13 protein-coding genes are annotated in these 26,222 nt (G+C 62.3%); 8 read left to right on the forward strand and 5 right to left on the reverse strand.

Annotated features, from left to right (window positions below):
• Nucleotides 1-40: 40 nt before the first annotated feature.
• Entirely contained in the window at nucleotides 41-1,009 is a 969-nt protein-coding gene (locus AC1Q80_RS21980) for a DUF808 domain-containing protein (protein WP_492361838.1), read from the reverse strand.
• Nucleotides 1,010-1,228: 219 nt separating this feature from the next.
• Here AC1Q80_RS21980 and AC1Q80_RS21985 point away from each other — a divergent pair, with 219 nt between their 5' ends.
• The 4 genes from AC1Q80_RS21985 (at nucleotide 1,229) to AC1Q80_RS22000 (ending at nucleotide 7,065) form a co-directional block, all read left to right on the forward strand.
• Nucleotides 1,229-1,837, forward strand: coding sequence for a TetR/AcrR family transcriptional regulator (locus AC1Q80_RS21985; protein WP_173423296.1), 609 nt, complete (start codon nucleotides 1,229-1,231; stop codon nucleotides 1,835-1,837).
• A gap of 66 nt (nucleotides 1,838-1,903) precedes the next feature.
• On the forward strand, nucleotides 1,904-3,055 hold the full coding sequence (locus AC1Q80_RS21990) for an efflux RND transporter periplasmic adaptor subunit (protein ID WP_492361839.1): 1,152 nt from the start codon (nucleotides 1,904-1,906) through the stop codon (nucleotides 3,053-3,055).
• Nucleotides 3,056-3,081: 26 nt separating this feature from the next.
• Entirely contained in the window at nucleotides 3,082-6,234 is a 3,153-nt protein-coding gene (locus AC1Q80_RS21995) for an efflux RND transporter permease subunit (RefSeq protein ID WP_492361840.1), read from the forward strand.
• Between the two features lie 249 nt (nucleotides 6,235-6,483).
• A complete protein-coding gene (locus AC1Q80_RS22000) occupies nucleotides 6,484-7,065 on the forward strand; it encodes a DUF922 domain-containing Zn-dependent protease (protein ID WP_492361938.1) in 582 nt (193 codons plus the stop codon).
• A 254-nt stretch (nucleotides 7,066-7,319) separates the two neighbouring features.
• Here AC1Q80_RS22000 and AC1Q80_RS22005 read toward each other — a convergent pair whose 3' ends face one another.
• The 4 genes from AC1Q80_RS22005 to AC1Q80_RS22020 all read right to left on the reverse strand — a co-directional run bounded on the left by AC1Q80_RS22005 (nucleotide 7,320) and on the right by AC1Q80_RS22020 (nucleotide 11,924).
• Complete coding sequence (locus AC1Q80_RS22005; RefSeq protein ID WP_173423293.1) at nucleotides 7,320-7,982, reverse strand: response regulator transcription factor; 663 nt, start codon at nucleotides 7,980-7,982, stop codon at nucleotides 7,320-7,322.
• 275 nt (nucleotides 7,983-8,257) lie between these two features.
• On the reverse strand, nucleotides 8,258-8,974 hold the full coding sequence (locus AC1Q80_RS22010) for a Crp/Fnr family transcriptional regulator (protein WP_209790180.1): 717 nt from the start codon (nucleotides 8,972-8,974) through the stop codon (nucleotides 8,258-8,260).
• A gap of 221 nt (nucleotides 8,975-9,195) precedes the next feature.
• Nucleotides 9,196-10,479, reverse strand: coding sequence for a polysaccharide pyruvyl transferase family protein (locus AC1Q80_RS22015; RefSeq protein WP_492361841.1), 1,284 nt, complete (start codon nucleotides 10,477-10,479; stop codon nucleotides 9,196-9,198).
• A complete protein-coding gene (locus AC1Q80_RS22020; RefSeq protein WP_492361842.1) occupies nucleotides 10,479-11,924 on the reverse strand; it encodes a hypothetical protein in 1,446 nt (481 codons plus the stop codon). The genes AC1Q80_RS22015 and AC1Q80_RS22020 overlap by 1 nt, the downstream gene beginning before the upstream one ends.
• 235 nt (nucleotides 11,925-12,159) lie before the next feature.
• Between AC1Q80_RS22020 and AC1Q80_RS22025 the strand changes: the two genes are divergently transcribed.
• The 4 genes from AC1Q80_RS22025 to AC1Q80_RS22040 all read left to right on the forward strand — a co-directional run bounded on the left by AC1Q80_RS22025 (nucleotide 12,160) and on the right by AC1Q80_RS22040 (nucleotide 26,209).
• On the forward strand, nucleotides 12,160-12,921 hold the full coding sequence (locus AC1Q80_RS22025) for a glycoside hydrolase family 16 protein (protein WP_209790177.1): 762 nt from the start codon (nucleotides 12,160-12,162) through the stop codon (nucleotides 12,919-12,921).
• Between the two features lie 450 nt (nucleotides 12,922-13,371).
• Complete coding sequence (locus tag AC1Q80_RS22030; protein ID WP_492361843.1) at nucleotides 13,372-15,318, forward strand: non-ribosomal peptide synthetase; 1,947 nt, start codon at nucleotides 13,372-13,374, stop codon at nucleotides 15,316-15,318.
• Complete coding sequence (locus AC1Q80_RS22035) at nucleotides 15,315-23,408, forward strand: amino acid adenylation domain-containing protein (protein WP_492361844.1); 8,094 nt, start codon at nucleotides 15,315-15,317, stop codon at nucleotides 23,406-23,408. The genes AC1Q80_RS22030 and AC1Q80_RS22035 overlap by 4 nt, the downstream gene beginning before the upstream one ends.
• Nucleotides 23,405-26,209, forward strand: coding sequence for a condensation domain-containing protein (locus AC1Q80_RS22040; protein WP_492361845.1), 2,805 nt, complete (start codon nucleotides 23,405-23,407; stop codon nucleotides 26,207-26,209). The genes AC1Q80_RS22035 and AC1Q80_RS22040 overlap by 4 nt, the downstream gene beginning before the upstream one ends.
• Nucleotides 26,210-26,222: the final 13 nt, after the last annotated feature.

Below are 26,222 nucleotides of genomic sequence, written 5' to 3' on the forward strand. Positions count from 1 at the left end.
ATTCGGGGCCAGAGTTTGGACGTGCGGGCACCCGGCGCGATCAGTGGCTTGCGGGTCTCAGGCGGCTCCAGATCGGGCCGACAATGTTGCCCATGACGGCAATGGTCACGGCGCCGACGACGATTGCAAGCAGTGCCTGTTGCGCCGATGTGGCGATCCAGCCGACAAGGCCCGGGGCGACAGCCACCGCCTGGGTCACGACTTCGGAAATGTCGTGGATGATGTGTTCCGGGCCGGCATATCCCATCTGGGCAAGGCCATGGACGAGGATGCTGCCCCCGACCCAAAGCATTGCGGCAGTGCCGACGGCCGCGAGAAACTTAAGAAAGACCGGCATGCCGACGACCAGGCCGCGGCCGATGGCGCGCAGCGCAGAAACGGAGGTTTTGGCCAGCGCGACGCCCGCATCGTCGGCTTTGACGATCAGGCCGACAACGCCATAGACGGCCAGCGTGATGGCGATGCCGACTGCCGCGAGCACGGCGCCCTGCATGTAGATGCTGGCATTGGCGACAGTTGACAGCGTCAGCGCCATGATCTCGGCCGACAGGATGAAATCGGTGCGCACGGCGCCGGCGACCTTCTCGTTCTCAAGCGCGACCGGGTCGGTCTTGTGCCCGAGCACGGCATTTTCGTGTTCGTGGGCCGCGTGCGGAAAGAAGACCCCATAGAGCTTCTCGGCACCCTCGTAGCACAGATAAACGCCGCCCAGCATCAGCAACGGGGTGATCGCCCAGGGAGCGAAATAGCCGAGCAGCAGCGCGCCGGGCAAAAGGAACAGGAGCTTGTTCTTGAGCGAACCGAGCGCAATGCGACCGATGATCGGAAGTTCGCGTTCAGGCGTCAAGCCGACCACGTAGCGCGGCGTCACGGCTGCGTCGTCGATGACCACGCCCGCCGCCTTGGCGCCAGCCTTTGCGGTCTGCGCGGCGACGTCGTCGAGCGAGGCAGCCGCCATTTTGGCGATGGCCGCGATATCGTCGAGCAGGGCGATGAGACCAGTAGCCATTGAATACTAACCCTTTGCGCTGAAATTCCGTGGAGCCGCTGCCCCGGGAATTCGGCAGTAACCACCGCAGCGTGTCGAGTCAACGACACATGAACGGCTGGCGGGTGGACACCATTTCGTGAGGCGAAAAACGGTCGCGCTTTATTGACGCTTGATGATTTTCGATTTACGACTGACGAAATACGAAAATCGTCAGTCGTAAATCGGAAGCAAACTTACATGGATGACGGCCTCGAAAGCCAGCTGGACGCCACGCGTCAGGAGAATGTCTCGCGGATCCTCGATGCCGCCGAGCGGCTGTTTCGGCATTTCGGCTACTCGAAGACCAATGTGGCCGACATCGCCCGCGATCTCGGCATGTCCCCAGCCAACATTTACCGTTTCTTCGCCTCGAAGGCTGAAATCCATCAGGCGATCTGCGGCCGCATGCTGGCGGCCAGCTACGAGCAGGCCCAGGCGATTTGCCGGCTGCCGCTGAGCCCGACCGAGCGCTTGCGGCAATATATCCGCGCTCAGCACCAGATGACCGTCGAGGTCATGCTCGATGACCAGAAAGTGCACGAGATGGTCGTGATCGCCATGGAGCGCGACTGGCATGTGATCGACAAGCACATCGATCGTCTGCACGCCCTTGTCGCCGAGGTGATCCGCGAAGGCATTCTTGCGGGCGAATTCCCCGACCAGGACGCCGACGCTGCCTCCAGATGTTTCGGCGCTGCGACCGTCATCCTCTGTCATCCGCAGATGGTGGCGCAGTGTCTCTCGAAGGAAAATCGGGCGACGCCGGATGAACTGATCGAATTTGCGATCAAGGCACTGAAGAACTGACAAAGCCGCGCGCGGCGCTGATGTGAACCGTTTGGCTGATGCCACCCCAGGAGTGCGGAAATGCCCATGCCCGTTCAAACCCGTCGCCGTTTCGCATCGAGCGGAAGGATAGCCCTTCTTGCCGCGATCTCCTTCGTGCTTGCGGCCTGCTCCGAGGAAACCGAGGAAGCCAAGCCGGTCGTGCGTCCGGTCAAGGTGGTCGAAATCGGCGATGCCGGTCAATCGCGCCAGATGAGCTATTCCGGTATTGTGCGCGCTCGCACAGAGATGAATCTCGGCTTTCGCGTCAACGGCAAGATCACCGAGCGGCTGGTCAATGTCGGCGATCGGGTGAAACCAGGCGATCCGCTCGCCCGCATTGACGCGACGGACTATGACCTATCGGTCAAGAGCGCGGCCGCAAGCCTCGAGGCCGCCGAGCGTCAGGTCGAAACGATTGCATTGATCCGCGCGCGCGCCGAACAGCTCTTTGCCAGGAACGTCGCCTCCAAGGCACAACTGGACCAGGCGACACTCGGCCATAACCAGGCGGTTGCCACGCGCGATGCCGCAGCTTCCGCGCTCGCGCAGGCGAAAAACCAGGTGACCTATACGGAACTGGTGGCCGATCGCGGCGGCATCGTCGCGTCCATCGTCGCCGATGTCGGTCAGGTGGTCGGCTCCGGCACGCCGGTCGCCACCGTCGCCGTCGATGGCGAAAAGGAAGTGCTGATCGCCGTCCCGGAGGTCGATGTTGCCAATTTCAAGCCGGGCATGGCGGTCAAGGCCGGCTTCTGGTCGGATCAGGGGCTGATACTCGATGGCAAGGTGCGCGAGGTGGCCGGCAGTGCCGAACAGCCGTCGCGAACCTTTGCGGTGCGCGTCAGCCTGCCCAACGATCCGCGCGTCCTGCTCGGCATGACCGCCACGGTCCTTGCGTCGGCTGACGATGCCGAGCGCCACATCGCCGTGCCGCTGAGCGCTCTGGCTCAAAAGGACGGCGGGACGACGGTTTGGGTCGTCGATCGCGACAGCCAGACCGTGACGAGCCGGACGATCACCGTTGCGGACTTTACCGGTGAGGGCGTGCGCGTGATCGACGGACTGCAGCGCGGCGACCTCGTCGTGGCCGCCGGTACGCAGTTCATGGCCGAAAACCTGAAAGTGGCGATTTCGGGCGATGTCGCCCGCCAGTCTGCTGCCGCCGACAAGACCGCAGCCGCCGAAATCGTGCGCTGAGCCAACCTAACCGCGGAATGATGCCGATGTCCCAGTCCACCGAAGAAAAGCGGCCTTTCAATCTTTCGCGCTGGGCGATCGCCCATCCCAGCATCGCGCGGTTCCTGTTCGGCCTGATCATCATCACCGGTGTGCTCGGTCTGATGCGCATGGGCCAGAAGGAGGACCCCGACTTCACCTTCCGCGTCATGGTGGTCCAGGCTTTCTGGCCGGGCGCCTCGATCCAGGAGATGGAGGACCAGGTCGTCAACAAGATCGAACGCAAGCTGCAGGAGACCCCGCATCTCGATTTCGTCCGCTCCTACACCCGCGCCGGAAGCGCGATCATCACCCTGCAGGTTGAGGGCGACACCAATGCCCAAGAGGTGGCCGACGCGTTCTATCAGGTCCGCAAGAAGGTCGGCGACATCGCCGACGAATTGCCGGAAGGGCTCCTTGGGCCCTATTTCAATGACGAGTTCGGCGACACCTTCATCACGCTCAATTCGCTGAGCGGCGACGGTTACAGCTATCCCGAACTGAAAAAGTTCGCGATCCAGGCGCGCGACATGCTGTTGACGACGCCCGGCGTCGAAAAGGCGGTGATCCTCGGCGACCAGCCCGAGAAGATCTATATCGACGTCTCCTCGAACGTGCTGGCCGCGCGTGGGCTGACGCTCAACGATCTCAGAAACACCATCGCCGGCCAGAACAATGTCGATCCGGCAGGTTCGGTCGATACCGGCTCGCGTTCGGTGCGCATTTCCGTCGAGGGCGGCCTCGACAAGGTCGAGGATCTCAGGAACCTCAGCCTCAGGGCCGGTGGGGAAGTCACCCGCCTTGGCGATATAGCCACCGTCTCCTCAGGGCTGGAGGATCCCTATTCGCGCAAGTTCCGCTTCAACGGCCAGGACAGCGTGCAGATCGGCGTGGTGATGGCCAAGGGCTTCAAGGTCACCGACGTCGGCGCGGCCGTCGAGGAGACGTACAAGCGTTTCGAGGCCTCTCTGCCCTATGGCGTCGTTGTCGATCAGATCTCCAACCAGCCGGAAGTGGTTACCGAAGCCGTCGGCGAGTTCATGAAGGCGCTCGGCGAGGCGCTGGTGATCGTGCTCGTCGTCTCGTTCGTGTCGATCGGCTGGCGCTCCGGCCTGGTGATCGCCATCACCATTCCGCTGGTGCTCGCTGCGACCTTTGCCATCATGTACGAGCTGGGCATCGACCTGCAGCGTATCTCGCTTGGCGCGCTCATCATCGCGCTCGGGCTTCTGGTTGACGACGCCATGATCGTTGTCGAAATGATGGAGCGCAAGCTGGAGGAGGGGCTCGTGAAGGTCGAGGCCGCCAGCTTCGCCTATTCTTCGACGGCCTTCCCGATGCTGACGGGCACGCTCATCACCACCGCCGGCTTCATTCCGGTCGGTTTTGCCGCCTCGACGGCGGGCGAATATGTGCGCTCGCTGTTTTATGTCGTTGGCATCGCGCTCGTGGTTTCGTGGTTCGTCGCCGTCTACTTCACGCCGTGGCTCGGCAACATGATCCTGAAACAGCGCGCCCATGCCGGCGGCCATCACGATGTCTTCGATACCCGCTTCTATCGCCGCCTGCGCTCGACGGTGTCCTGGGCGGTCCATCACCGCCTCATCGTCCTGTCGCTGACGCTCGTCGCCTTCTTCGTCAGCCTGTGGGCATTCCAGTTCATTCCGAAGAACTTTTTCCCGCAATCCTCCCGGCCGGAAATCCTCGTCGATCTCTGGCTGCCGGAAGGCACCAGCATCAAGCAAGTCGAGAGCGAGGCCAAGGCGCTCGAAGCGCGGATGATGGACGATGCGGACAAGCGCTTCATCGCGACCTATATCGGCGAAGGCGCGCCGCGCTTCTTCCTGCCTCTCGACCAGCAGCTGCGCAATCCGAACTTCGCCCAGCTGCTCATCATGGCCAATGACGAGCCGGCGCGCGAACGGCTGATCGTCAAGCTGCGCAAGATTCTTTCGGAGGATTTCCCCTCGATCCGCTCCAAGGTCGATCGTCTCTTCCTCGGCCCGCCGACCGGTTGGCCGGTGCAGATGCGCATCATGGGACCGGACCGCCAGGAGGTGCGCCGCATCGCGGACCAGGTGAAGGCGAAGTTCGCCGAAAACCCGCAACTCGGTGCGGTGCATGATGACTGGCTGGAGCCGGTGACGGCGATGAAGCTGGTGATCGACCAGGATCGCGCCCGCGCGCTCGGCGTCACCTCGCAGCGCGTCCGGCAGATGCTCCAGGCGACAATGTCCGGTGTGCCTCTCGACAATTTCCGCGACGGCGAAGAGACGGTCTCGATCGTCGCGCGCGAGCCGGATGCGACCCGCGCGCTGCTGTCGTCGGTGGAATCGATCTATATCCCGACCGATTTCGGCAGTTTCGTTCCGCTTTCGCAGGTCGCCAAGGTGGTGCCGGTGCTTGAGCAGGGCATCGAATGGCGCAGGGATCGCCTGCCGACAATCACCGTTCGCGGCACCTTGCCCGACGGTGTTCAGCCGAATGACGTGGCGTTGAAGATGTATGGCGAGATGCAGTCGCTGCGCGACAGCCTCGCCCCGGGATACAGCATCAACATCCAGGGCGGGGCTGAAGACGCGGCCGAAAGCCAGGGCTCGATCGCCGCCAAGGCGCCGATCATGCTGGCGGTCATCGTCGTGCTGCTGATGGTCCAGCTCCAGCATTTCGGCAAGGCGATGCTGGTTCTGGCGACCGGTCCGCTCGGTATCATCGGAGCCGCGGCAGCGCTCTTGATCAGCGGCGCTCCCTTCGGGTTCGTCGCCATTCTGGGGGTTATCGCGCTGCTCGGCATCATCATGCGCAATTCGATCATCCTGGTGGACCAGATCGACCAGGATATTGCGGCCGGCATGGACCGCTCCGAGGCCATCATCGGCTCGGCGGTGCGCCGGTTCCGTCCGATCATGCTGACGGCGCTGACCGCGGTTCTGGCGCTGATCCCGATTTCGCGCGGCGTCTTCTGGGGGCCTTTGGCCTATGCGATGATGGGCGGCATCCTTGTCGCCACCGTTCTGACGATCCTGGTGCTGCCGGCCGGCTATGCGCTGTTCTTCGGCCGGGAGCCGAAGCGGCAGGAAACCGAGCCGGAAACCATTGAAGCGGACGCTGCTGAACCCGCAGCGGCGATGATCTATCCGCCGGCCGTTGCTGCAGAATAGCGCTGACGAGGAGCATGAAATGCAATAGCGTCGGTCGGCCGACGCTATTGCAGGGGCAAGTGATGGGGGCATCGAAGTCGCTGTGCGGGCGGCGGACGCAGGAGCGCCGATCGGACGCGCGAATGTGAAAACGTGCGACCGCCTTTGCCTTTAGCCGGTGCCGATCAGAAATTTATGCAGTAGGGTCGCCCGCAATCAGACGCCTTCCAGGGGATTCGGGTGAAGCTAGATATTCTCTTCTGCAGCACGATGGTCTGCACATTTTCGTTGCCGTCCATGGTGCATGCCGAATGGCAGGCGGTGGAAAAGACCCACACCTATGCAATTTCCGGTCAGACCGGAGCTGAACTTTACGCGTCGATCGGCGAGCGAGGGCCAAAGGTTGGCGGAATGGTTCGTGCCATCGCGCACACCGATTTCAAGCTGACCTGGACCCGGAAATACGAGCCGCAAGACAACAACGCCTGCACGCTCGTTTCGGCCAAGCCGAAACTCATCATCACCTATACGCTGCCGAAGCCGTCAAAGCCGCTGCAGGGCGCCATGGCGCAGAACTGGGAAACCTTTATCTCAGGCGTTCGCAGCCACGAACTGGTGCACGGCGACTTCATCAAGGATCTGGTGAAGGCGATCGAGAGCACATCGGTGGGGCTCTCGGTCGATGCAGATCCCAACTGCCGCAAGATAAGGGCCGAACTGACAAGGCGGCTCGGCGAACTGTCCGTAGCCCAGCGCCAGAGAAGCCGGGACTTCGACCGTGTCGAACTCAGCGATGGTGGTAACATTCACCAGCTCATCCTCAATCTCGTCAATGGTGCTGGAAGCCGTTGACTGAGGTTTGCGCATAACGCCCTAGGCCGCGCCCTTGGCAAGGCACGTCCAGGCTGAATGCGCCGGTGCGGGTGCCGCAACGGAGCCTCCCCGACACGTTCCTGTCGAAGTGGATAAGGCGCGATGGCGGCATTTCCGTACAGCTGATGTCGTCCCATACCGGCCGCATTGCCGGTTACAGGAGACATGTCAGCCGATCTCGTTCAGCGGGCAGCCGTCAAAACACGCCTGCCGGCTCCTCTGCTGTTGCCAGCCTACTTCATGAATTCGCGGATCTTGTAGGCGACTTCGGTGCGATTGGTCGCGTTCAGCTTTTTCATGATGTTTCTGATGTGGACCTTCACTGTGCTTTCACACAGATCCATCTCGTACGCGATGATCTTGTTTGCCTTTCCACGGCGCAAGGCTTCGGCAACCTCGATTTCCCGCGGCGTGAACAGGCTGTCTGAGCATCGGGCGCCATTCACGACCGAGTTGATGGCCTCCCTCATCGTCAGGATGCTGCTCGCCGGAACGAAGACGCCGCCGGCGCGCGCAAGTGCGATCGCTTCGGCTGCAACATTGATCCCGACATTGCTTGGAATGTAGCCACGGGCACCACATTCCAGCGCTTTGAGGATCTGGCCGAGTTCGTCCGTTTCGGCAACCACGATCACCGGGCTGTATTTGAACTTCTCAACCAGCGTTTCGATTTTTTCGCAGACTGCAAGGTCGCCCACTTTGCCGCCACCGACGATCAGAAGCACGGCAGAGGGGTCGGTCTGCAATTTTCGGCTGCGCCACTCGTCAAAGGATCCGACGGTAACGATCGTCAGTCCGGGATCGTAGCCCGTCAGACTTTTCGACAGGCATTCCCGGTCGAGCGCGCGCGGGTCAATGAGCAGGATGTAGTCGAAATCCTCTTCCTGATCCGTCATGTCCGAACCGCTCAAGCCTTGGGGGAGGGATTGTTCCAGTGCGCTTGGGAAGGATGTCGGTCGCGTCGTGGAGTTTCTCGCAATTGTTGCTGTACGAATATCCATTGAATTTTCTCCTTTTTATTCTTATTTTGTCAGGTGTAAAATATTCTAGATACAAGTATAAGTGCAAATATACCTTCGGGTTCCTCTCATGATTTTGTTGTTATATATTTCCAATCAGATCACATATATTTCTGCTCTGCATTAACATAGGTTAATGTACTCGCAATCAATCAGTCGAGATTCGTGCGAAGATAGCCGGGGTCGAAATCAACCAATTCGGCCAGTCGTCGGCGATCGAGAAACTCGACGATGCCATTCCTGAAGGATAACAACCCCTTCAATCTCATCTCCTTCAAAACGCGGTTGATGTGTACGGACGATAGCCCGACGGCATCGCCGATGTCTGACTGCGTCAGGGGGCATTCGAAACCGTCAAAACCCGATCTGCTCGGTTTGCCGGCTCGCACCGCCAGTTCGAGCAGCAGATGGCCTGTGCGCTCCAGCGCATCGCGGCGCGCGATGTTTGCCAGCCGCTCGGTCATTCGCACTTGGCGCTTGAGCATCTCGTGCACGAAATTCTGTTGGATCCTCGTCGAAAGATTGGGGCCACCGGCGCCGGGAGGCACGGCAAATTCATAGACGGTCACGTCCGAGAGGGCCTGGATGGTTTCTTGCGTCAACTCGGAAGACAAGGTCCAGACCATGTCTCCGCGCAGCATGAATTCCACGACGATCCGCGTGCCGTTCGCCAGAATCTTGCGACTGACACTCCAGCCGGAGATGAAGAACAGAACGCATGACCTCCCCTCTGGCTCGAACAAAATGGAGCCGGCCGGGAACACCCGCTTTCGCGCAACGGTGAGTTCCGATCTGTGTTGGTTCGTGTCGAAACTCGACGGTTCACCGCGCTGTTGCGACCCTATAAATGCCCCAAGTTGCCCCACCATAAAGGCGCACTCTCTCTTCGGTCTTTTCGATTGTACTTAAGTATATAGCAAACAACCGGTGGTTAGGAATATTACCCAAGATGATTAGTAATTGTGGGAATCCACATCGATATCAGCTTAATCCGGCCGGGTGGGGCAGACGGTAAAGAGCTGAAAAGCTTGGAATTTAGGTGTTGGAGAAGCCAATTGCTTTGTGCAAGGGATCAGGTCGCCCGCAACGGTCAGAGGCCGTTCGACCAGGCGTAGCCGGCCAAGCCTTGTTCGTTCGGCACAACCGCAGGCTGGGTCTTCCGGTTCGCGCCGCGGTTCTGGTGCATTTCCAGGCATTTTCGCAGAAGCGAGATGCCGTCGCGGGCCTGATCGAGGATGGAGGCGTGGGTCTCGGGATCGATGCCCCTGCGAGCTGCCTCCTCGAGCAAGGAGGCGACGTGTTGTGCTGAGACGTCGGCATCGCCGGCAAAATACTCTGACCGGCCGACGAACTGGAAAAAGCCGTCGACCTTCGGATCCCAACCGAGACCGACCTGCGGTACGCCGAGGGAATAGGCGGCGATACAGGCGTGCAGACGATGCGCCAGGATGACCTGCGTAGATGCGATAATGTGGATCAGTTCCTCGGGCGTTTTCGGGCGGGGGGCCAGATAGAGATTGCCGCTGTCAATCTGCCCCGCGAGACCGTCGCCGCTGAGAATGCGCCGCGCAAAGGCCTGGTCTTCCTGTGCGCCATTGGTGAAGAGACAGATCCTGTATCCGGCTTCGAGCATCATGCTCAGCAATCGATGATAATCTTCGATATGCCGAAACGGAATTCCTTGCGATCCGTGGCCCGAATGACGCCGCAGGATCAGCGGGTCGGTGACACAGATGCCGATCGCCCGGTCCTCCGCCTTCAGTGGTTCGAGCGCGTGGCTCGAAACGATCTCCCGAACGAGCAATCCGGGGTCGGGCAGTATCCGGGCGTGCGGCCCGGCTGGAAAATGGCTGAACCAGTTGCGGCTGGCGATGGTATCGCGGACCGAGACATGGACCAGTTGGCTCTCCTCGAGCCTGCCGAAGAGCTGTCTTGCCTGTGGCGACCAGTCCCGGCTGGTGCCGACGGCATAGATCGCGAGCGGCTTGCCGCTACGTTTGACACATTCGAGCGCGGCTCCCACCTTCAGCGGGAAGTTCAGGTCATCGTCCTGAAACAGGTTTCCCCCGCCGATAACGACGGCATCGGCTGCCTCGATCTCTCTTTGCCATTCGACCTGCAATCGGCGCAGTGTCGGGGCGAGCGCCTGCTTGACAACCCGCCGGCGCGCGAACGCGGGCAGGGCCTGCAGCACCTTCAGCAATTGCCGGCGACGCCCGCCACTGCCGGTGCCGAACGCTGTCCTGCCGGCGAGATCGATCGTCTTGACCTCCAGCCCTTTTGTCCCGCGCGCGAGCGCGGTCTCAAGGCACTGCGCAAGAATACCGTCACCGAGGTTCTCGCTGTATTTGACGTTGAAGACGACGACCTTCATCAGGAGCCTCCTATGCGGCGCGGGCTAGCCGCACCGACAAGTCGTGGTCGGCGTGCTGCCACATCGCTGATTTGCAGGCATGTCAGCGCCGACACGCTACCGGCGAGGATGTAGAAAAGCAGGCCCAGGTCATAGACAGTGCCCGAAACCAGAGACGTGCTGAGAGCAGCGACAAATCCGGCTTTCGCTGCCCGTAGCGCTGCAAGACCTTCCACGCGCCGCTGAGCGGCCAACGGCACGCGAGCGCAAAGGATGGTTGCGACAAAGATGCAGAAGATGACGAGCCCCAGAACACCGACATTCGACAGGAGAACCAACAGATAGCTCGAGGCGCGCGCGCTCCCCAGGCCCGCGCCCATGCCGAAAGTGTTGACGAAGGCCTCATAGGCGGCCGCGTTCCACATCGCGCGCTCGCGGCCGGACTGGCTGTCGACCTTTGACAGGAGCATCTCATCGAGAAAGTCGTAGACGGTCGACACCATCTCGGGAAACAGGTTGACGACCGTAAGCAGGACGAGTGGCACGATTAGGAAAAGGGCCGCGAGAAACACCGGGCGTCCGGGGTTTTTCCGTTGGAAGACCGTGATGATCGACCGTATCCAGAGAAATGGGAAGACGACGGCCAACCCGAGCAGCGCTGTCGCAGACGTCGAAAACACCAGGCCGGCGAGTGAGGCAAGCGCCAACGCTGCCGTCAGCCGCGAGCGGATCCGATCGAGCCAGAGGCTCGCCGTCGCGGCGAACAGGACCAGCGTGTAATCGGCAAAGGCCGATGCCTCGGGGAAGGATCCGGAAATCCGTTTCAGTCCGCCTTTTTCCGCTGCGGTCAGAAGAGCGTAGTTGGCCGTTCGCACCACGCTCAGAAGATACTCTGTACCGGAGAAGTAGGTGACGATGTCGGCGGCCGCGAAGGCGAGATTGACCGCTGCAGCAATGAGGATGGCGCTGACAAGGTGCGACGGAGCCCCCGGGCGACGCAGATAGGCGTGGCAGAACCCGAAACAGGCAAGTCCCCCGAGGGCGTAGACGGCCTGCGTTATGTTGTTGGATGAAGACCTGAGCGGCGACAGCGCTATGAAACTTCTCGCGCCGACCGATCGTTCGACCGTCATCACATCGACAGCGCCCTGGAACAGGCGAGGCGACAGGATCGCGGTCAGCACGCCGAAAAGCGTGAGCACCATCAGCCAGAAGCCGGAGCCGGCCGGTACGAAGGCTGCCAATACAGGACCTTCGCCATAAGCCATCAGGATCCTGACGCCGAAAAACAGCAGGAAGACATTGGGAACAAGGATGGACGCGCCGCCAAGGGCTGGAAGGTTGATTGCCGCCGCCGAACCGAGCGTGGTGGAAACGACCATGAACGTCAAAGCCCAATGGATGGGCGCCATGAGCACGCCCAACCCCACAAGTACGGTAACGAAGCCGATCAGTTCAAAGCTCATGCCACCATTTCCGGTTCATGAAGCGATCCTATCAAAGGGGGCATGCCGCGTATTTACGCCTGCGGCTAAGCCTTTCGCATAGCGCCCCGACCTGAATCGGTAATGGACCCCGGGCGGGCTGCCGCGCTAGTTTCCCGCCATGACCCCATCTGTTCGCGAACCGCGCCGTTACCTGGCCCGCCGCCCTTCAGTTCGGCACTTCGTCCGGCCTGTCATCGGTTGTCTGTGGATCTTGATGCTCGCATCGGGCGCCTCGGCTGACGGATACACGGGCGGGGACACAGGCGATGCGCTTCCGGTCGACGATATGCGTCTGACCTTCGACGAGAACTTTGATGAGCTGGACGTATCGGCCTGGGGGCCTGGAACCCGCTGGATCGCCCACACGCCGTGGTCCGGGGATTTCGGAGGTGCCCGCTTCGCCAATCCCGGCGAGCGCACACCTTTCAAGACCGAGAACGGCATCCTGAGGATCGAGGCAAAGCGTGATCCGGAGGGAGACTGGCAGTCCGGCCTGCTCGCTTCGGTGGATCCGAAGGGCAACGGCTTTGCCCAGCAATACGGCTATTTCGAAATGCGCGCCCAACTGCCGGTCGGTCCCGGGGTATGGCCCGCCTTCTGGTTGATCGGCAAGGATCGCTCGAAGTCGACGGCGGAAATAGACGTGATGGAATTTTACGGCGACAAGCCGGACGGTTACTCCTCGGTCATTCATGTCTGGCATCGCGACGACAAGAACGATTCCCAGTTCAGTCGGATCGAGGTGTTTCGCGACGCCGATCCGCAGGACTTTCACACCTATGGGGTGAAGATCGATTCCGAGTTCATCCGGATGTATTTCGACCGGAAACTCGTATGGAAGGCGGAGACACGACCCGAGCACCGGCAGCCGATGTATGTGCTGCTCAACCTCGCCCTGGTCGAAAAGACGGCGGACCAGGCGCCTGATCCCTCCCACATGTTCATCGATTACATCAGGGCCTACGACCTTCCATAGATCGCGCCGGCGACTGCATGTTTCCTCAAATTCCGTCCGGTTCAAGAACGAGAACATGGAGCAATTCGAGGCGGCGCGGCGAGCCTTGTCCGCCTGACAGGAGGCGCGGCGCGGTCGATCGTTTTCACCCCGCACGGCCCTCACTGTCCACTGCCGCACCTGCCTTTGGAAACGCGTGAAAACAAAGCGAAAACAAACGGTTCTGTCCGCGGGATCTGACGGGTTGTCTGCGTATCTCCCCGGGTCGCATCCCCCTAAGGACTAAGGGGAGCTAACCCTTTTGATCGCCGGGTATCGATGCGGCTATCCCAATGATCAGCTGTTCATTTTTCGCCACCATGGAATTCTGGCAGACGACGGCTTGCAGCAAATTTCTCCGGCCGTCTGTTGCCGGGAGGACGTCTGGGTCTTTCCGCCAGGCAGTGAAGCGAGAGGAACAGGAGGCGAAGTATGGCTGAGTTCCGATTTTCCGGAGGCGACGGCTCGGGGGGGATGCCCGTGCGCGCGACAGGTCGCTCGCAGGAAACCGTGTCCTACGATCCGGAGCGTTCGGTTCATGCCATCGTTCGTCAGCAGGCTCAGGCGGCTCCGCAGGCAACGGCAATCATCTTCGACGATCACTCGATCACCTATGGCGAACTTGACACTCTGTCGGATGCGCTCGCCGCTTACCTGATCGACCGAGGAGTGACGAAGGGCGACATCGTCTGCCTCTTCGTTCCGCGGTCTCTTGAGACGATCGTCGCCATGCTGGCCATCCTAAAGGCGGGCGCTGCCTATCTGCCGCTGGACACGACCTTTCCCGTCGACCATCTCGACTACGTCATCGGCGACTGCGAGCCGAAGGTGGTCTTTGTCGATACCTGCACGCTTGTCACGATGCTTCAGGTTCCGAGCGTCAAAGGCACGATCGCTGACCTCCATGCCCTCGTTGCCGACCTCTCGCGCGCTCAGGCGAAGCCATTCGAACCCGTGGCTGTCGTCGGTGGCGACATGGCCTACGTCATGTACACGTCGGGATCGACCGGCCGACCGAAGGGCGTCGCCATTCCGCATCGCGGCATCACGCGGCTCGCGCTCGATCAGAACTATGTCGAGCTCGGCAGCGGCGATGTCGTGCTGCACGCGGCCACCATCGCGTTCGACATCGCCACCTTCGAGGTCTGGGGAACGTTGACGAATGGCGGCACCATTGCCGGTTTGCCGGACGGAAATTTCTCGATCGGCCGGCTGCGGGACGTCATCCGCGACAACGGCGTCACCGTCTCCCTGATCACCACGGGTCTGTTCAATCTGCTCGCCGATTTCTCCTGCGGCGAACTGCCGACGCTGCGACACCTGATGTTCGGCGGCGAAGTCGCCTCGGCCGAACATGTCAAACGTTTTCAGAAGGCGCATCCGGAGTGCCGCCTGACCAACGGCTACGGCCCGACGGAAATCACCGTTATCGCCACCGCCTTCGACATTCCCGCCGGCTTCGACGGCAAGGATGTGCCGATCGGCCGTGCCGTCAGTCACACCGGAATATTGATTGTCGATGAGGACCATCGCCCGGTCGGGCGCGGCATGGAGGGGGAGCTTGTTCTGACCGGCGAGGGGGTCGCCATCGGTTACTTCCGGCGTCCCGAACTGACGGCGGAGCGTTTCGTGACGATCCGCACCGATGAGGGCGACGTGCGCGGCTATCTGACGGGCGATCTATCGGTGCTCGGCAACGACGGCATCCTGCTCTTCCGCGGCCGGCGGGACCGGCAGATCAAGTTGAACGGCAAACGCATCGAGCTCGACGAGATCGAAGCCGCCTTGCGGCGTGATCCGCGGCTCGCCGACGGTGTCGTCATCTGCCAGCATCTGGACCAGTCCCACAAGCGGATCGTCGGCTACCTGTGCCCGCGCGAGGGCACGCGGACAGACGATGCAGAGCTGATCCGCGGTGTGATGGAAAGGCTGCGCAACAGTCTTCCCGCCTACATGATCCCGAGTGCAGTGATCGTGCTCGATCATTTGCCGCTGCACCAGTCGGGCAAGATCGACCGTGCCAGGTTGCCGCTGCCGGTGGACGCATTGCCCACCGAAAACGCGCCGGTCGCCAGCCGAACCGAGGCGGTTTTGCAAGAACTCTGGTGCAGCGTCCTCGGTCTTCCGGCCGTGGAGCTCGATCGCAACTTCTTCGATTTCGGCGGGACTTCGCTGCAGCTGATGCGGGTGCATGCGGCGCTGGAGGTAAAGCTCGCCCGACCGATCGATGTGGTCGCGCTGTTCAAGCATACGACCGTTCGCGAACTGGCTGGTTTTCTTGACGGAAAGTCGTCGGCCAGTGCCCGCACGATGACGGCGGCCGAACGTGCGGCGCGCCAGAAAAAGAACATGTCCCACTTCCGCAGGAGCGCCTCATGACGGTTTTCAATGGTGCGGACGACGCGCGCGGTTCCGATCGCAATGACCAGGACGTGACTGGCATTGCGATCATCGGCATGTCCGGTCGTTTTCCGGGCGCCCCGTCGGTCGAGGCTCTCTGGGATCTGGTGTGCGAGGGGCGGCATGCATTTTCGAAACTGAGACCGGACGAAATCGAGGACGCTTTTACCGACGAGGAACGCGCTGCGGCGAACTATGTCCCGGCCCGGCCGCAGCTTCCTGATATCGACATGTTCGACGCCGAGTTCTTCGGCATGTTCCCGCGCGAGGCGGCAGTTACCGACCCGCAGCACCGGGTCTTCCTGGAAGTCTGCTGGGAAGCGCTGGAGCGGGCCGGGTATGATCCCCATCGTTATCCCGGTCTGATCGGCGTTTTTGCCGGCGCGTCGATGCCGACCTATCTCATCAACAATGTCCTGGGCGAACGGGCAAAAGCCGAGGAGTTCACCTCCAATTATCAGATCGGCTGCTTTCAGCAGATCGTCGGCTCGCTGACTGACGTGCTGGCGACAAGGATCGCCTACAAGTTCAATCTGCGCGGGCCGGCAATCGCAATCCAGTCGGCCTGCTCGACGTCGCTTCTGGCAGTGTCCCAGGCCTGCCAGAACCTTCTGACCTATAGCTGCGACATGGCGCTTGCGGGCGGGGTATCGATCACCATTCCGCAGCGGCGTGGCTATATCTACCAGGAAGGCGGCATGGTCTCGCCCGATGGCGTCTGCCGACCGTTCGACGAGCAGGCGGCCGGAACCGTTTTCGGCAGCGGCGCCGGCATAGTGCTGCTGAAGCGGCTGGAAGACGCCCTTGAGGATGGAGACCGGATCTTCGCGGTCATTCGCGGCTACGGCATCAACAACGACGGTTCGGACAAGATCGGGTTTACGGCGCCGAGCGTCGAGGGGCAGGCGGATGCGATTTCATCGGCGTTGGCAAATGCCGGCGTCGATCCACAGACGATTGGATATGTCGAATGCCACGGCACCGCGACGCCGCTCGGTGACCCCATCGAGTTCGGCGGATTGCGTGCCGCTTTTGCCGATGCTGGCGACATGCGGCAGCATTGCGCATTGGGCTCGGTCAAGGGCAATGTCGGTCACCTCGATGCCGCCGCCGGTGTCTGCGGGTTGATCAAGACGACGCTGGCGCTCTATCACGCCAAGATCCCGGGAATGGCGAATTATCAACGTCCGAACCCGCGCATCAATCTCGATGAAAGCCCCTTCTACATTCCCGCCAGCACCACCGACTGGCCGGTTACCGAGGGTCCGCGCCGCGCCGGCATCAGCTCGTTCGGCGTCGGAGGTACCAATGTGCACCTCGTGCTGGAGCAGGCACCGGCATCGCAGGGTGATGTCGACGCCATGGCGCGGGGACCGTACATCCTGCCGTTGTCCGCGCGCAACGAGGCCGCGCTTGCGGCCATGCGGGCGAACCTGCGCGATCACCTGCAGGCAAACCCGGCATTGCCGCTGGCGCAGGTTGCCCACACTCTGCAGACCGGACGGCGCGCCTTCAGCCATCGCACCGCGGTCGCCGTCAGCGATATCGACCAGGCGATCGAGCGCCTCGGCGACGAACGGGTGGCAAGCGCGGTCGCGACCGACCGTCCTCCGCTCGCCTTCATGTTTCCCGGCCAGGGCTCGCAATATGTCGGCATGGGAGCCGCACTCTACAGCCGCGAACCGGAATTCACGCGTTGGATAGACCGGGGCGCCGATCTGCTCCGGGCACCACTGAAGACGGACCTGCGCGATTTCATCTGCCACAGTGGCACCGTCAGCCAGGCGATGGCCGACGAGCAGCGCGAAACCCGCATCGCCCAGCCCTGCCTCTACCTCGTCGAATACGCGCTGGCGCGCCTATGGATGAGCCGCGGCTTGAAACCCGACGCGATGATCGGCCACAGCGTTGGCGAATTCGTCGCCGCGACATTGGCCAATGTCATCTCGTTCGAGGACGGATTGCGTCTCGTGGCCGCGCGCGGACGTTTGATGCAGTCGCAGCCTCAGGGCGCGATGGTTTCCGTGCGCGCCGACGTGGAGACCGTCTCAGCCTATCTCGGCGACGGGGTCGAGATCGCTGCGGTCAACGCGCCGAAACTCTGCGTGATTTCCGGAACGTTCGATGCCGTCGATGCGGCGTGCGCGGCGATGGAGCGCGCAGGTATCGCCTTCAGCCGGCTTCACACTTCACATGCATTTCATTCAGCAATGATGGACGGTGTCACCGATGCCTTGCGCGAGGAGACCGCAAAGGTCACCTACGGCACCGCGATTATGCCTTACATCTCCTGCGTCACCGGCGCCTGGCAGACGGGCGAGCAAGGCATGTCGCCCGACTATTGGGCGAAACATTGCCGTGCCGCCGTCCGGTTTTCCGATGGACTGGCAACCCTTTGCGACGGGCGGAAGCCTGTCTTGCTGGAGGTTGGGCCGGGTCGCACCCTGTCGGTCTTCGCCGCGCAGACGCTCGGCCGCGATGCGGTCAGCGCCGTCGTCCAGTCGCTGCCGGAACATGACCGTGCGCATGCCGCCGGCGACACGCTCGCCGAAGCCCATGGCAAGCTCTGGATGTCCGGCTGTGATCTCAATTGGCCGGCATCGCCGGCAGCCGGCAGCGCGCCCCTCATTCTGCCCACCTATCCGTTCCAGCGGCAAAGACACTGGATCGACGCACCTGCCTCCGCGCGGCGCGGCGAAAGCCGGCCGGCGTCATCGGTCGCGCAGCTCTTAGCCGCCGAGCCGTCTTCCACCGACACGCAAGCGCAACCGTTTGACGGGATGAAAATCATGAATGTTGCTACACCAGCCGTTGCTGCAAGCCGTATCCCCGCATTGCAAACCTCGCTTATTACCCTGCTCAGCGACATGTCGGGAGAGGCGCTTGGACCCGGCGAAGCGGGTGCGACATTCCTTGAGCTCGGCTTTGACTCGCTCTTCATCGGTCAGTTCGCCCAGCGGATCGAGAAGGATTACAAGATCAAGCTCTCGTTCCGGGAACTGTTGAGCAACATTCCCACCATACAGGATCTGGCCGCGCATCTCGATCGGCAGCTGCCGCCCGAGCCGCAGCAGGCGCCGGCGTCAGTGGCTGCGGCAGTTGAAGCCACCCTGCCGCTCCCCGCCACAGCCGCCCAGCCCGTCGCGGCCACCGCACAGGTTCTCCCGCTTCTTGCCGCTGCCCCCGCCACAACGGCCGCGCCGGTTGCCGGCATCGAAGCCGTCCTGCAGTCGCAGTTGCAGATGCTGCAGGCGGTCGTTTCGCAGCAGCTCCAGGTGCTTCAGGCAGCGGGCTCCGCCGCCCCGCCCGTGACGGCGACCGCTACTGCGGCAGCGATAGCCACTCCGGCCGCGACGAGCGCTCCGCAGCCGGTGCCGAAGGATTCGGCCGATCCGACGGCCGACGGCGAAATCGGAGCGGGCCGTATCAAGCTCTATCGTCCAGGCGCCAAGAGCCTGGCGCCCGAGATGACCCCGGAAAAACAGGCGTTCGTCGCCAATCTGATTGCAGCCTACGAGGCACGGAACGGGAAGTCGAAGAGCTTCACCGGCCAGAACCGGAAGTGGCTCGCTGACCCGCGCACTGCTGCCGGCTTCCGTCAGGATTGGAAGGAGATCGTCTTCCCTGTCGTCTCCGACCGGTCGAAGGGGTCGCGCATCTGGGATGTCGACGGCAACGAGTATATCGATCTCGTCAACGGCATGGGCCAGACGGCCTTCGGACATGCGCCGGACTTCGTCGTGGAGGCGGTGAAGGCGCAGGCGGACGCCGGATTTGCCATCGGCCCGCAAACGCCGCTTGCCGGCGAAGTCGCGGAAATGATCGCGGAGATGACCGGCCACGAGCGCGTGACCTTCTGCAACACCGGTTCCGAAGCCGTCATGGCGGCCATGCGGGTGGCGCGCACGGTCACCGGCCGGGACCGCATCGTGATTTTCGGAAACGACTACCACGGGCAGTTCGACGAAGTTTTGGTCAAAGGCAAGAACCGGGCGGGCGCTCCTGTCGCGATACCGGTTGCAGCCGGTATCCCGGCCGCCTCCGTCGCCAACATGACGGTGCTTCGCTACGGCGATCCGGAAAGCCTTGACTGGATCAAAGCCAATGCCGGCGATATCGCCGCGGTGATCATCGAGCCTGTTCAGAGCCGTCATCCGGAGTTGCGGCCGGTCGAGTTCGTGCGTGCGCTGCGCGATATCGCAACGAAATCCGAGTTCGCCCTGGTCTTCGACGAGGTCGTCACCGGCTTCCGGGTCGATCCCGGCGGCATGCAGGCGATCTGGGGCATCAAGGGCGACATGGCGACCTATGGCAAGGTCATCGGCGGCGGCATGCCGATCGGCGTGCTGGTCGGCGACAGCCGCTTCATGGATGCGCTTGACGGCGGTTGCTGGAACTATGGCGACGACAGCGTTCCGATGACGGCGCCAACCTTCTTTGCCGGAACATTCGTGCGCCATCCGTTGGTGCTGGCAGCGGCGCGCGCCGTTCTTCAGCACATCAAGGGCGAGGGGGCGGCACTCTACGGCGCGGTCGCCGATCGTACGCAGGCTCTGGTCGCCGAGATCAATGGCGATCTCGCACGGCGCGGGATCGCCAGGTCCGTCAACGGCTACAAGAGCTGGTTCTTCACCGAGTTTGGCAGCGACGATCCGCTTGGTTCACTTCTCTACGCCAAGATGCGCATGCAAGGCATCCATATCCAGGACGGCTATCCCTGCTTCCTGACGACCGCCCACAGCGAGGCGGATTTCCAGGCGATCGCCGCCGCCTTCCGCAACAGCCTCGATGCACTTCAATCGGTCGGGATTCTCGGCACGCAAGACCAGGCAGAGGAAATCGCCCCAGCGTCCGCCGGCGTGGAATTTGTCCGGCCGTCGACGGCGCCGCTGACTGAGGCACAAAAGGAGATCTGGCTTGCCGCCCAGGCCGGCGATGAAGCCTCCTGTGCCTTCAACGAGTCCTTCACGATGGTCCTTGACGGACCGTTTGACCGGGAGCGCCTCGGCCGGGCGCTCGATGCCGTCGTTGCGAGACACGACGCACTGCAGATCCGGTTCGCCCGGGCAGGCGATCGTTTCGAATTCATTCCCGATTTCGAGCTCGATGTCGCCGATATCGACTTTGCCGGCGAGAGCGATGGCGAAGCGTTGTTCCGGCAGTTGATCGACGAGGATGCGCGCACCCCCTTCGATCTCGCCAACGGGCCGCTGGTCAGGGCGTCCATCGTCAGGATGGCTCCCGACAGCCACCGTCTGGTCTTCACGGCGCACCACATCATCTGCGATGGCTGGTCGGTGAATGTCGTGATCGAAGAGCTCGCCGCGATCTACTCGGCCTATGTACGTGACGCCGAGGCCGACCTTGCGTCGCCGCTGTCCTTTGCCACTTACGCAATCGATCTGGCACCCGATGCGGAGATCGCCGGTGCGACAGAACAGTTCTGGCTCGACCAGTACAGGGACGTTCCCGATCTGCCTGATATGCCGCTGGATCGGCCACGGTCGGAACGCCGCAGCTTTGCCGGCGGGACCGTCACCGGACATATCGAGGCGGAAACCTACAAAACGCTGAAGAAGGCAGGGGCAAAGTCCGGAGCAACGCTGTTCTCCACCTTGCTGGCGGCGCTGCAGATCATGATCTCCCGCCTCTCCGGCCAGGGCGACATCGTCATTGCCGTGCCTTCGGCCGGGCAGAGCCTGCTCGATGGTCAGACGCTCGTCGGCCACTGTGTCAATCTTCTGCCGCTTCGCCAGACAGTCGCGTCTGACAGACGTTTTGACGAGCATCTCAAAGCCACGCAGCAGCTCGTGCTCGGCGCGTTCGAGCACCAGGACTACACCTATGGCACGCTTGTGCGCAAACTGGGCGTCAAGCGCGACACGCATCGCCTGCCGTTGACGGAGATCCAGTTCAATCTGGAGCGGGTGCCGGACAATCTGGATTTCGGCGGCCTGCAGACCAAAATTTCCTCGAACGCCAAGGCCTTCTCCAACTTCGACATGTTCTTCAACCTGACCGAAAGCCCCGCGGGCGTTCGCATCGACGTCGACTACAATGCGGAAGTCTTCGAACGCAGCACGATTGAGCGCTGGATCGGCCACTACGCGACACTGGTTGCGGCCCTGGCCGCCGATATTGCCCGGCCGATCAACGACCTGCCGCTTCTGTCTGCAGTCGAACAGGCCTGGCTTGCAGAGGGCCTGAACGACACCGCCGCCGACTACGACCGCGACGCATTCGTCTTCTCGCTGTTTGCGCGCAAGGCTGCCGAACGGCCGACGGCGATTGCTGTCGAACTCGACGGCCAGGCGATGACCTATGCCGAGCTCGAAACGCGATCCAACCAATTGGCCTGCCGGATCCAGAAGGCCGTCCCGCAGCCGGGGCAGCGCATCGCGCTCCTGGTCGAACGGTCGCTTGAAATGGTGGTCGCCCTGCTGGCGATCATGAAATCGGGGCACGCCTATGTGCCGCTCGACCCGGCCCACCCGGAGACGCGTCTGTCCCAGACACTGGCGGTTGCGAGCGTTGCCGGCATGATCTGCGACAGCGACCGGGCAGAAACTCTGGCTGGCAAGGACGTCGTGATCATCCGCATCGACGGCGAACAGGGCGCGACCGGCCCGGCCGCGGCACTGCCGCAAGTCCCGACGGACGCGGCGACGCCGGCCTATATCATCTTCACCTCGGGATCGACCGGAGCACCGAAGGGGGTCGAGGTTTCCCATCGTGCCCTCGTCAACTTCCTGACATCGATGGCGCGGGAGCCTGGGTTCACCGATCGCGACACCATCGTCGCGGTAACGACGATCTCCTTCGACATCGCCGGCCTTGAACTCTACCTGCCGTTGGTCGCAGGCGCGAAGGTCGTGCTTGCCGGCCGGCACACGGTGCGCGACGGGTTTGCTCTCGTTCGGCTCGTCGAAAGCTGCGGTGCGACCGTGCTGCAGGCGACGCCGACACTCTGGCAGATGTTGGTCGAGGCTGGTCTTAGCCGCCCCGGCCTCAAGATGCTGTGCGGTGGCGAGCCGCTTCCCAAGGCACTTGCGTCCTCGCTGCTCGGCCTCGGCGGCGAACTGTGGAACATGTACGGCCCGACCGAGACGACGATCTGGTCGTCGGTCCAGCGGATCGAGGATGGCGAAAAGCCGATCACCATCGGTCATCCAATCGCCAACACGCAGCTTCTCATCCTCGACAAGGCGGGTCGCGTTGCCGCCGTCGGCGTCACCGGTGAGCTTCATATCGGTGGCGAGGGCCTCGCCAACGGCTACTTCGCCCGTCCCGACCTCACCGAGAAAGCCTTCGTCGATATCGACATCGGCACGGGAGCGGTTCAGCGTCTCTACAAGACGGGCGACGTCGGGCGTCGGCTCGCGGATGGTTCGTTGCAATTGCTCGGCCGACGCGATCAGCAGATCAAGCTTCGTGGCTTCCGCATCGAGCTTGGCGACATCGAGGCTGCGATCTCCAGCGCAGAAGGCGTTCGCCTATGCGCCGTCGTCGCCGCCCAGAACAAGAATGGCGACAGACAGCTCGTCTGCTACGTGATCCCGCAGAACGAGAACGACAAGCCGACGACATCCATGCTCGCGGCACATGCGGAGGCCAACCTGCCGGCGCATATGGTCCCCGGGTTCTGGGTGCTGGAGGAAGCACTTCCCCAGACGGCCAACGGCAAGCTCGACCGCAAGACGCTCGAACAGCGCGGCCTGCCACAGCGCGAGGTTGCGGCCATCCGGGTGCCGCCGCGCACAGCCATGGAAACACGGCTCTGCGAGATCTGGCGCGACGTCCTGAATGCGCAGGAGATCGGTGTCGAGGACAACCTCTACGCGCTGGGTGCGGATTCTCTGATCATCTTCCGCATCGCTGCCCGCATGCTGGACAGTGGCCTGCAGCTGGAGGCCAAGCACCTGATGATGCATCCCTCCATCGCAGAACTCGCCACCTTTGCCGAAACACGCGACGACGGCGAGCTGAACGCCGCCAAGCCGCAAGTTCCTTCGCTGAGAGATTTCCGCAATGGCGCGCGGCGCCGGTTTGAGCAGGTATCACGCGTATGAAAGAGACCAGCAACACTGCACCTGCCGCCGAAGCCACCGTGATCGCGGAGTTTCCCTGTTCCCAGACCCAGCTGCGCTGCTGGATCCTCGACCAGTTGAAGCCGGGCAATCCGGCGCTCAACGTCGCGGTCCGCTGGGAGATCCGTGGCACTTTTCGATCTTCGACGTTGGAGGCTGCCTTTCGCACCGTCATCCAGCGCCATGAGATCCTGCGTACCCGGTTCGTCGAGGTCGGCGGCAGGCCCTGCCAGCAGGTGGTCGATCAGGTCGACTTCAGGATGTCGGTCATCGACCTGCGAAACGTGCCCGTCGATCAGCGCGATCAGCGCATCCTGTCGATTGGCGAGGAAACCGCCCGCGCGCCTTTCGATCTCAGCAGCCCCTATCTCTTCCGCGTCTCGCTGCTGATGGTGGAGAACGAGCGGGGCTTTCTGCTGATCACCGCCCACCAGAGCTGCTTCGACGGCTGGTCGATCCGCGTGCTGGGCCGCGAGGTCGGTGAGATCGCATCGGCGCTTGATGCCGGACGGCAGCCGGCCGTACCCGAACTGCCGTTGCAATATGGCGACTTCTCGCTGTGGCAGCAGGAGTATCTGGGCAGCTATGGTTTCGAGACCGAGAAGTCGTTCTGGCGCGAGCAGTTGACTGGCGCACCCTATTTCGAGGTTGTTCCGGATACGCCGCGTGGACCGGTCAAGACCAGCCGCGGCAACATCCTCTCTGTCAACAATACCGGCGATTTCAGCGAGCGTATCGACGCCGCCGCACGCGCTCACCGGGTGTCGCTCTACAGTTTCGGGGCGGCCGTCGTCAGCGCCTTGCTGCAGCGCTACACCGGGAAGAATACCGTCATGTTCGGCTCCCAGGTCGCCGGCCGCGACGAAACGGACCTGGAGAACCTCATCGGGGTCTTCATCAACAATGTCGTCCTGCGCTTCGACATGGGCAGCGACATCACCTTTGCCGAGCATGTGCGTTCGGCAGGCGCAACGGTGACCGCTGCGCTCAACCACCACAGAATGCCGTTCAACAAGCTGGTGGAACTGGTTAATCCGGTCCGCGACCCCTCACGCAATCCGCTGATCTCGGTGAACTTCAACCTGCAGAAGGCCTTCCTGGAAGACCATCAGTATGGTGGATTCGAACTGCTCAGCGCGCCGTCGCAATCCCCTGGTGTCATCTACGATCTGAGCTTCATCATGATCGGCAGACCGAGCGGATGGCGCATGTCCATCGAATATAATGCCGACCTGTTCGAAAAGGCGACGATCGAATCCCTGCTGCGGCTCTGGCAGGAAGCCTACGAAATGGCGCTGGAGCGGCCCACTGCTCTGCTTTCAGCCCTGGCCATCCCGGCGCGGGAGATCAAGGCGCAGCCCCTCGAGACGGGGCGCGCGACGGCGATCGAACAGATGCTTGCCGCCCATCCATCCGTCGGTTCGGCCGCGGTCCTGCTCGACGAGGATGGAAAACGCGCCCATGCCTTTGTCACACCGGCTCCGACGACCACGGAACCGCTCGACAGTCTGCCGGAGTACCTGATGGACTATCTGGGCCGGCAACTGTCCCAATCCGCCATGCCCGGCGGCATCAGCGTACTCCTCAATTTGCCGCGCGATGCCAGCGGCACCGTCGATCGAAAAGCGTTGCGTATTCCTGTGGCCCCGCCCGTCGCTGCCAAGCCGGTTGTCGACCGGCTCGAAACGGTGAACGCGCCGGTGCCGACCCCGGCGCAACCCGACCAAACCAAGGCCCTTGCGGCGATATGGGCGGACGTTCTCGGCGTCCCGACAATCGCGCCGGACGACAACTTCTTCGCGCTCGGCGGCCACTCGCTCCTGGCATTGCGTATGCTCTCCGGCGCCCGATCGAAGCTTGGTGCGAAGGCCGACCTGGAGCTGCTCTTCAAGGAGCCGACATTTGGCGGCTTTGCCAAGGCGCTGTTCGGTGGAACGGAACCGAGAGGGACGGAACTGGACGGAGCGAATGCAAGTCCCTGGACTGTCAGTGCCTGCGGGAAAACCGAGGCGCCCTTTACGCTCTACACGCTCAATCATCCGTTCCTCTACTACCGGCTTGCCACCGACCTCGGCGATAGTGTGTCGGTCTACAACGCCAACATGTTCCATGCGGATCTCACTGGCGATCTCGCCTCAATGTCACTCGAGGAGATCGCCGGGCATGCCGTCGACAGCATGGGCACAGACATTCTCAAAGGGCCGATTGGCGTCATGGGGCTTTGCGTCAACGGCGTGCTGGCGGTCGAAATTGCCCGCCAGCTGCGCCAGCGTGGCGCCGATCTGCGTTTCACGGCGGTCATCGATGCCTGGGCGCCTGGTTATGTCAGGTCGCAGTCCCGGCTCCGGCGCCTTCGCTGGAACGCCGAGCGCCGCGTGAAGCGCATTGGCTACTTCACCCGCAAGCTGTGTTCCGGCCGCCTCGGTTTTGTCGACTATCTCAGGGAGTTCAACTTCACGCTTGCCTTCCTCCAGCGCCTTGGCGTGCGGGCGGCGACCTATTCCCGGGAAGAAGCCGTCAATGCCGATGTTACCGATCTGCTGGTCAATGCGGCCCGTCGCTACCGCCCGGCAGCGACGAACGAGAAGTCCGTTCTGCTGTTTCGAAGCGAAGCCACCCACCGCCGCGCCCGTAAGTTGCTTTTCGGCTGGGGTGGTGCAATCGCTGCAGACAGCGAGGTCTTCGACCTCGAGGGCTGGCATGAAGACAGCCTGAACAGCAACAGCATTCAGGCACTGGCGACGATTGTCATCAACAGATTTCGCTCACATCACGAGAGCTGAACCCGGCTTACGA

It is taken from the genome of Ensifer sp. GW823-FHT05D09 (assembly GCF_058795755.1).

Bases quoted from the DNA above. Each gene is read 5' to 3' on its own strand.
- AC1Q80_RS21980 (WP_492361838.1), bottom strand. From the start codon at position 1,009: ATGGCTACTGGTCTCATCGCCCTGCTCGACGATATCGCGGCCATCGCC.
- AC1Q80_RS21985 (WP_173423296.1), top strand. From the start codon at position 1,229: ATGGATGACGGCCTCGAAAGCCAGCTGGACGCCACGCGTCAGGAGAAT.
- AC1Q80_RS21990 (WP_492361839.1), top strand. From the start codon at position 1,904: ATGCCCGTTCAAACCCGTCGCCGTTTCGCATCGAGCGGAAGGATAGCC.
- AC1Q80_RS21995 (WP_492361840.1), top strand. From the start codon at position 3,082: ATGTCCCAGTCCACCGAAGAAAAGCGGCCTTTCAATCTTTCGCGCTGG.
- AC1Q80_RS22000 (WP_492361938.1), top strand. From the start codon at position 6,484: ATGGTCTGCACATTTTCGTTGCCGTCCATGGTGCATGCCGAATGGCAG.
- AC1Q80_RS22005 (WP_173423293.1), bottom strand. From the start codon at position 7,982: ATGACGGATCAGGAAGAGGATTTCGACTACATCCTGCTCATTGACCCG.
- AC1Q80_RS22010 (WP_209790180.1), bottom strand. From the start codon at position 8,974: ATGGTGGGGCAACTTGGGGCATTTATAGGGTCGCAACAGCGCGGTGAA.
- AC1Q80_RS22015 (WP_492361841.1), bottom strand. From the start codon at position 10,479: ATGAAGGTCGTCGTCTTCAACGTCAAATACAGCGAGAACCTCGGTGAC.
- AC1Q80_RS22020 (WP_492361842.1), bottom strand. From the start codon at position 11,924: ATGAGCTTTGAACTGATCGGCTTCGTTACCGTACTTGTGGGGTTGGGC.
- AC1Q80_RS22025 (WP_209790177.1), top strand. From the start codon at position 12,160: ATGCTCGCATCGGGCGCCTCGGCTGACGGATACACGGGCGGGGACACA.
- AC1Q80_RS22030 (WP_492361843.1), top strand. From the start codon at position 13,372: ATGGCTGAGTTCCGATTTTCCGGAGGCGACGGCTCGGGGGGGATGCCC.
- AC1Q80_RS22035 (WP_492361844.1), top strand. From the start codon at position 15,315: ATGACGGTTTTCAATGGTGCGGACGACGCGCGCGGTTCCGATCGCAAT.
- AC1Q80_RS22040 (WP_492361845.1), top strand. From the start codon at position 23,405: ATGAAAGAGACCAGCAACACTGCACCTGCCGCCGAAGCCACCGTGATC.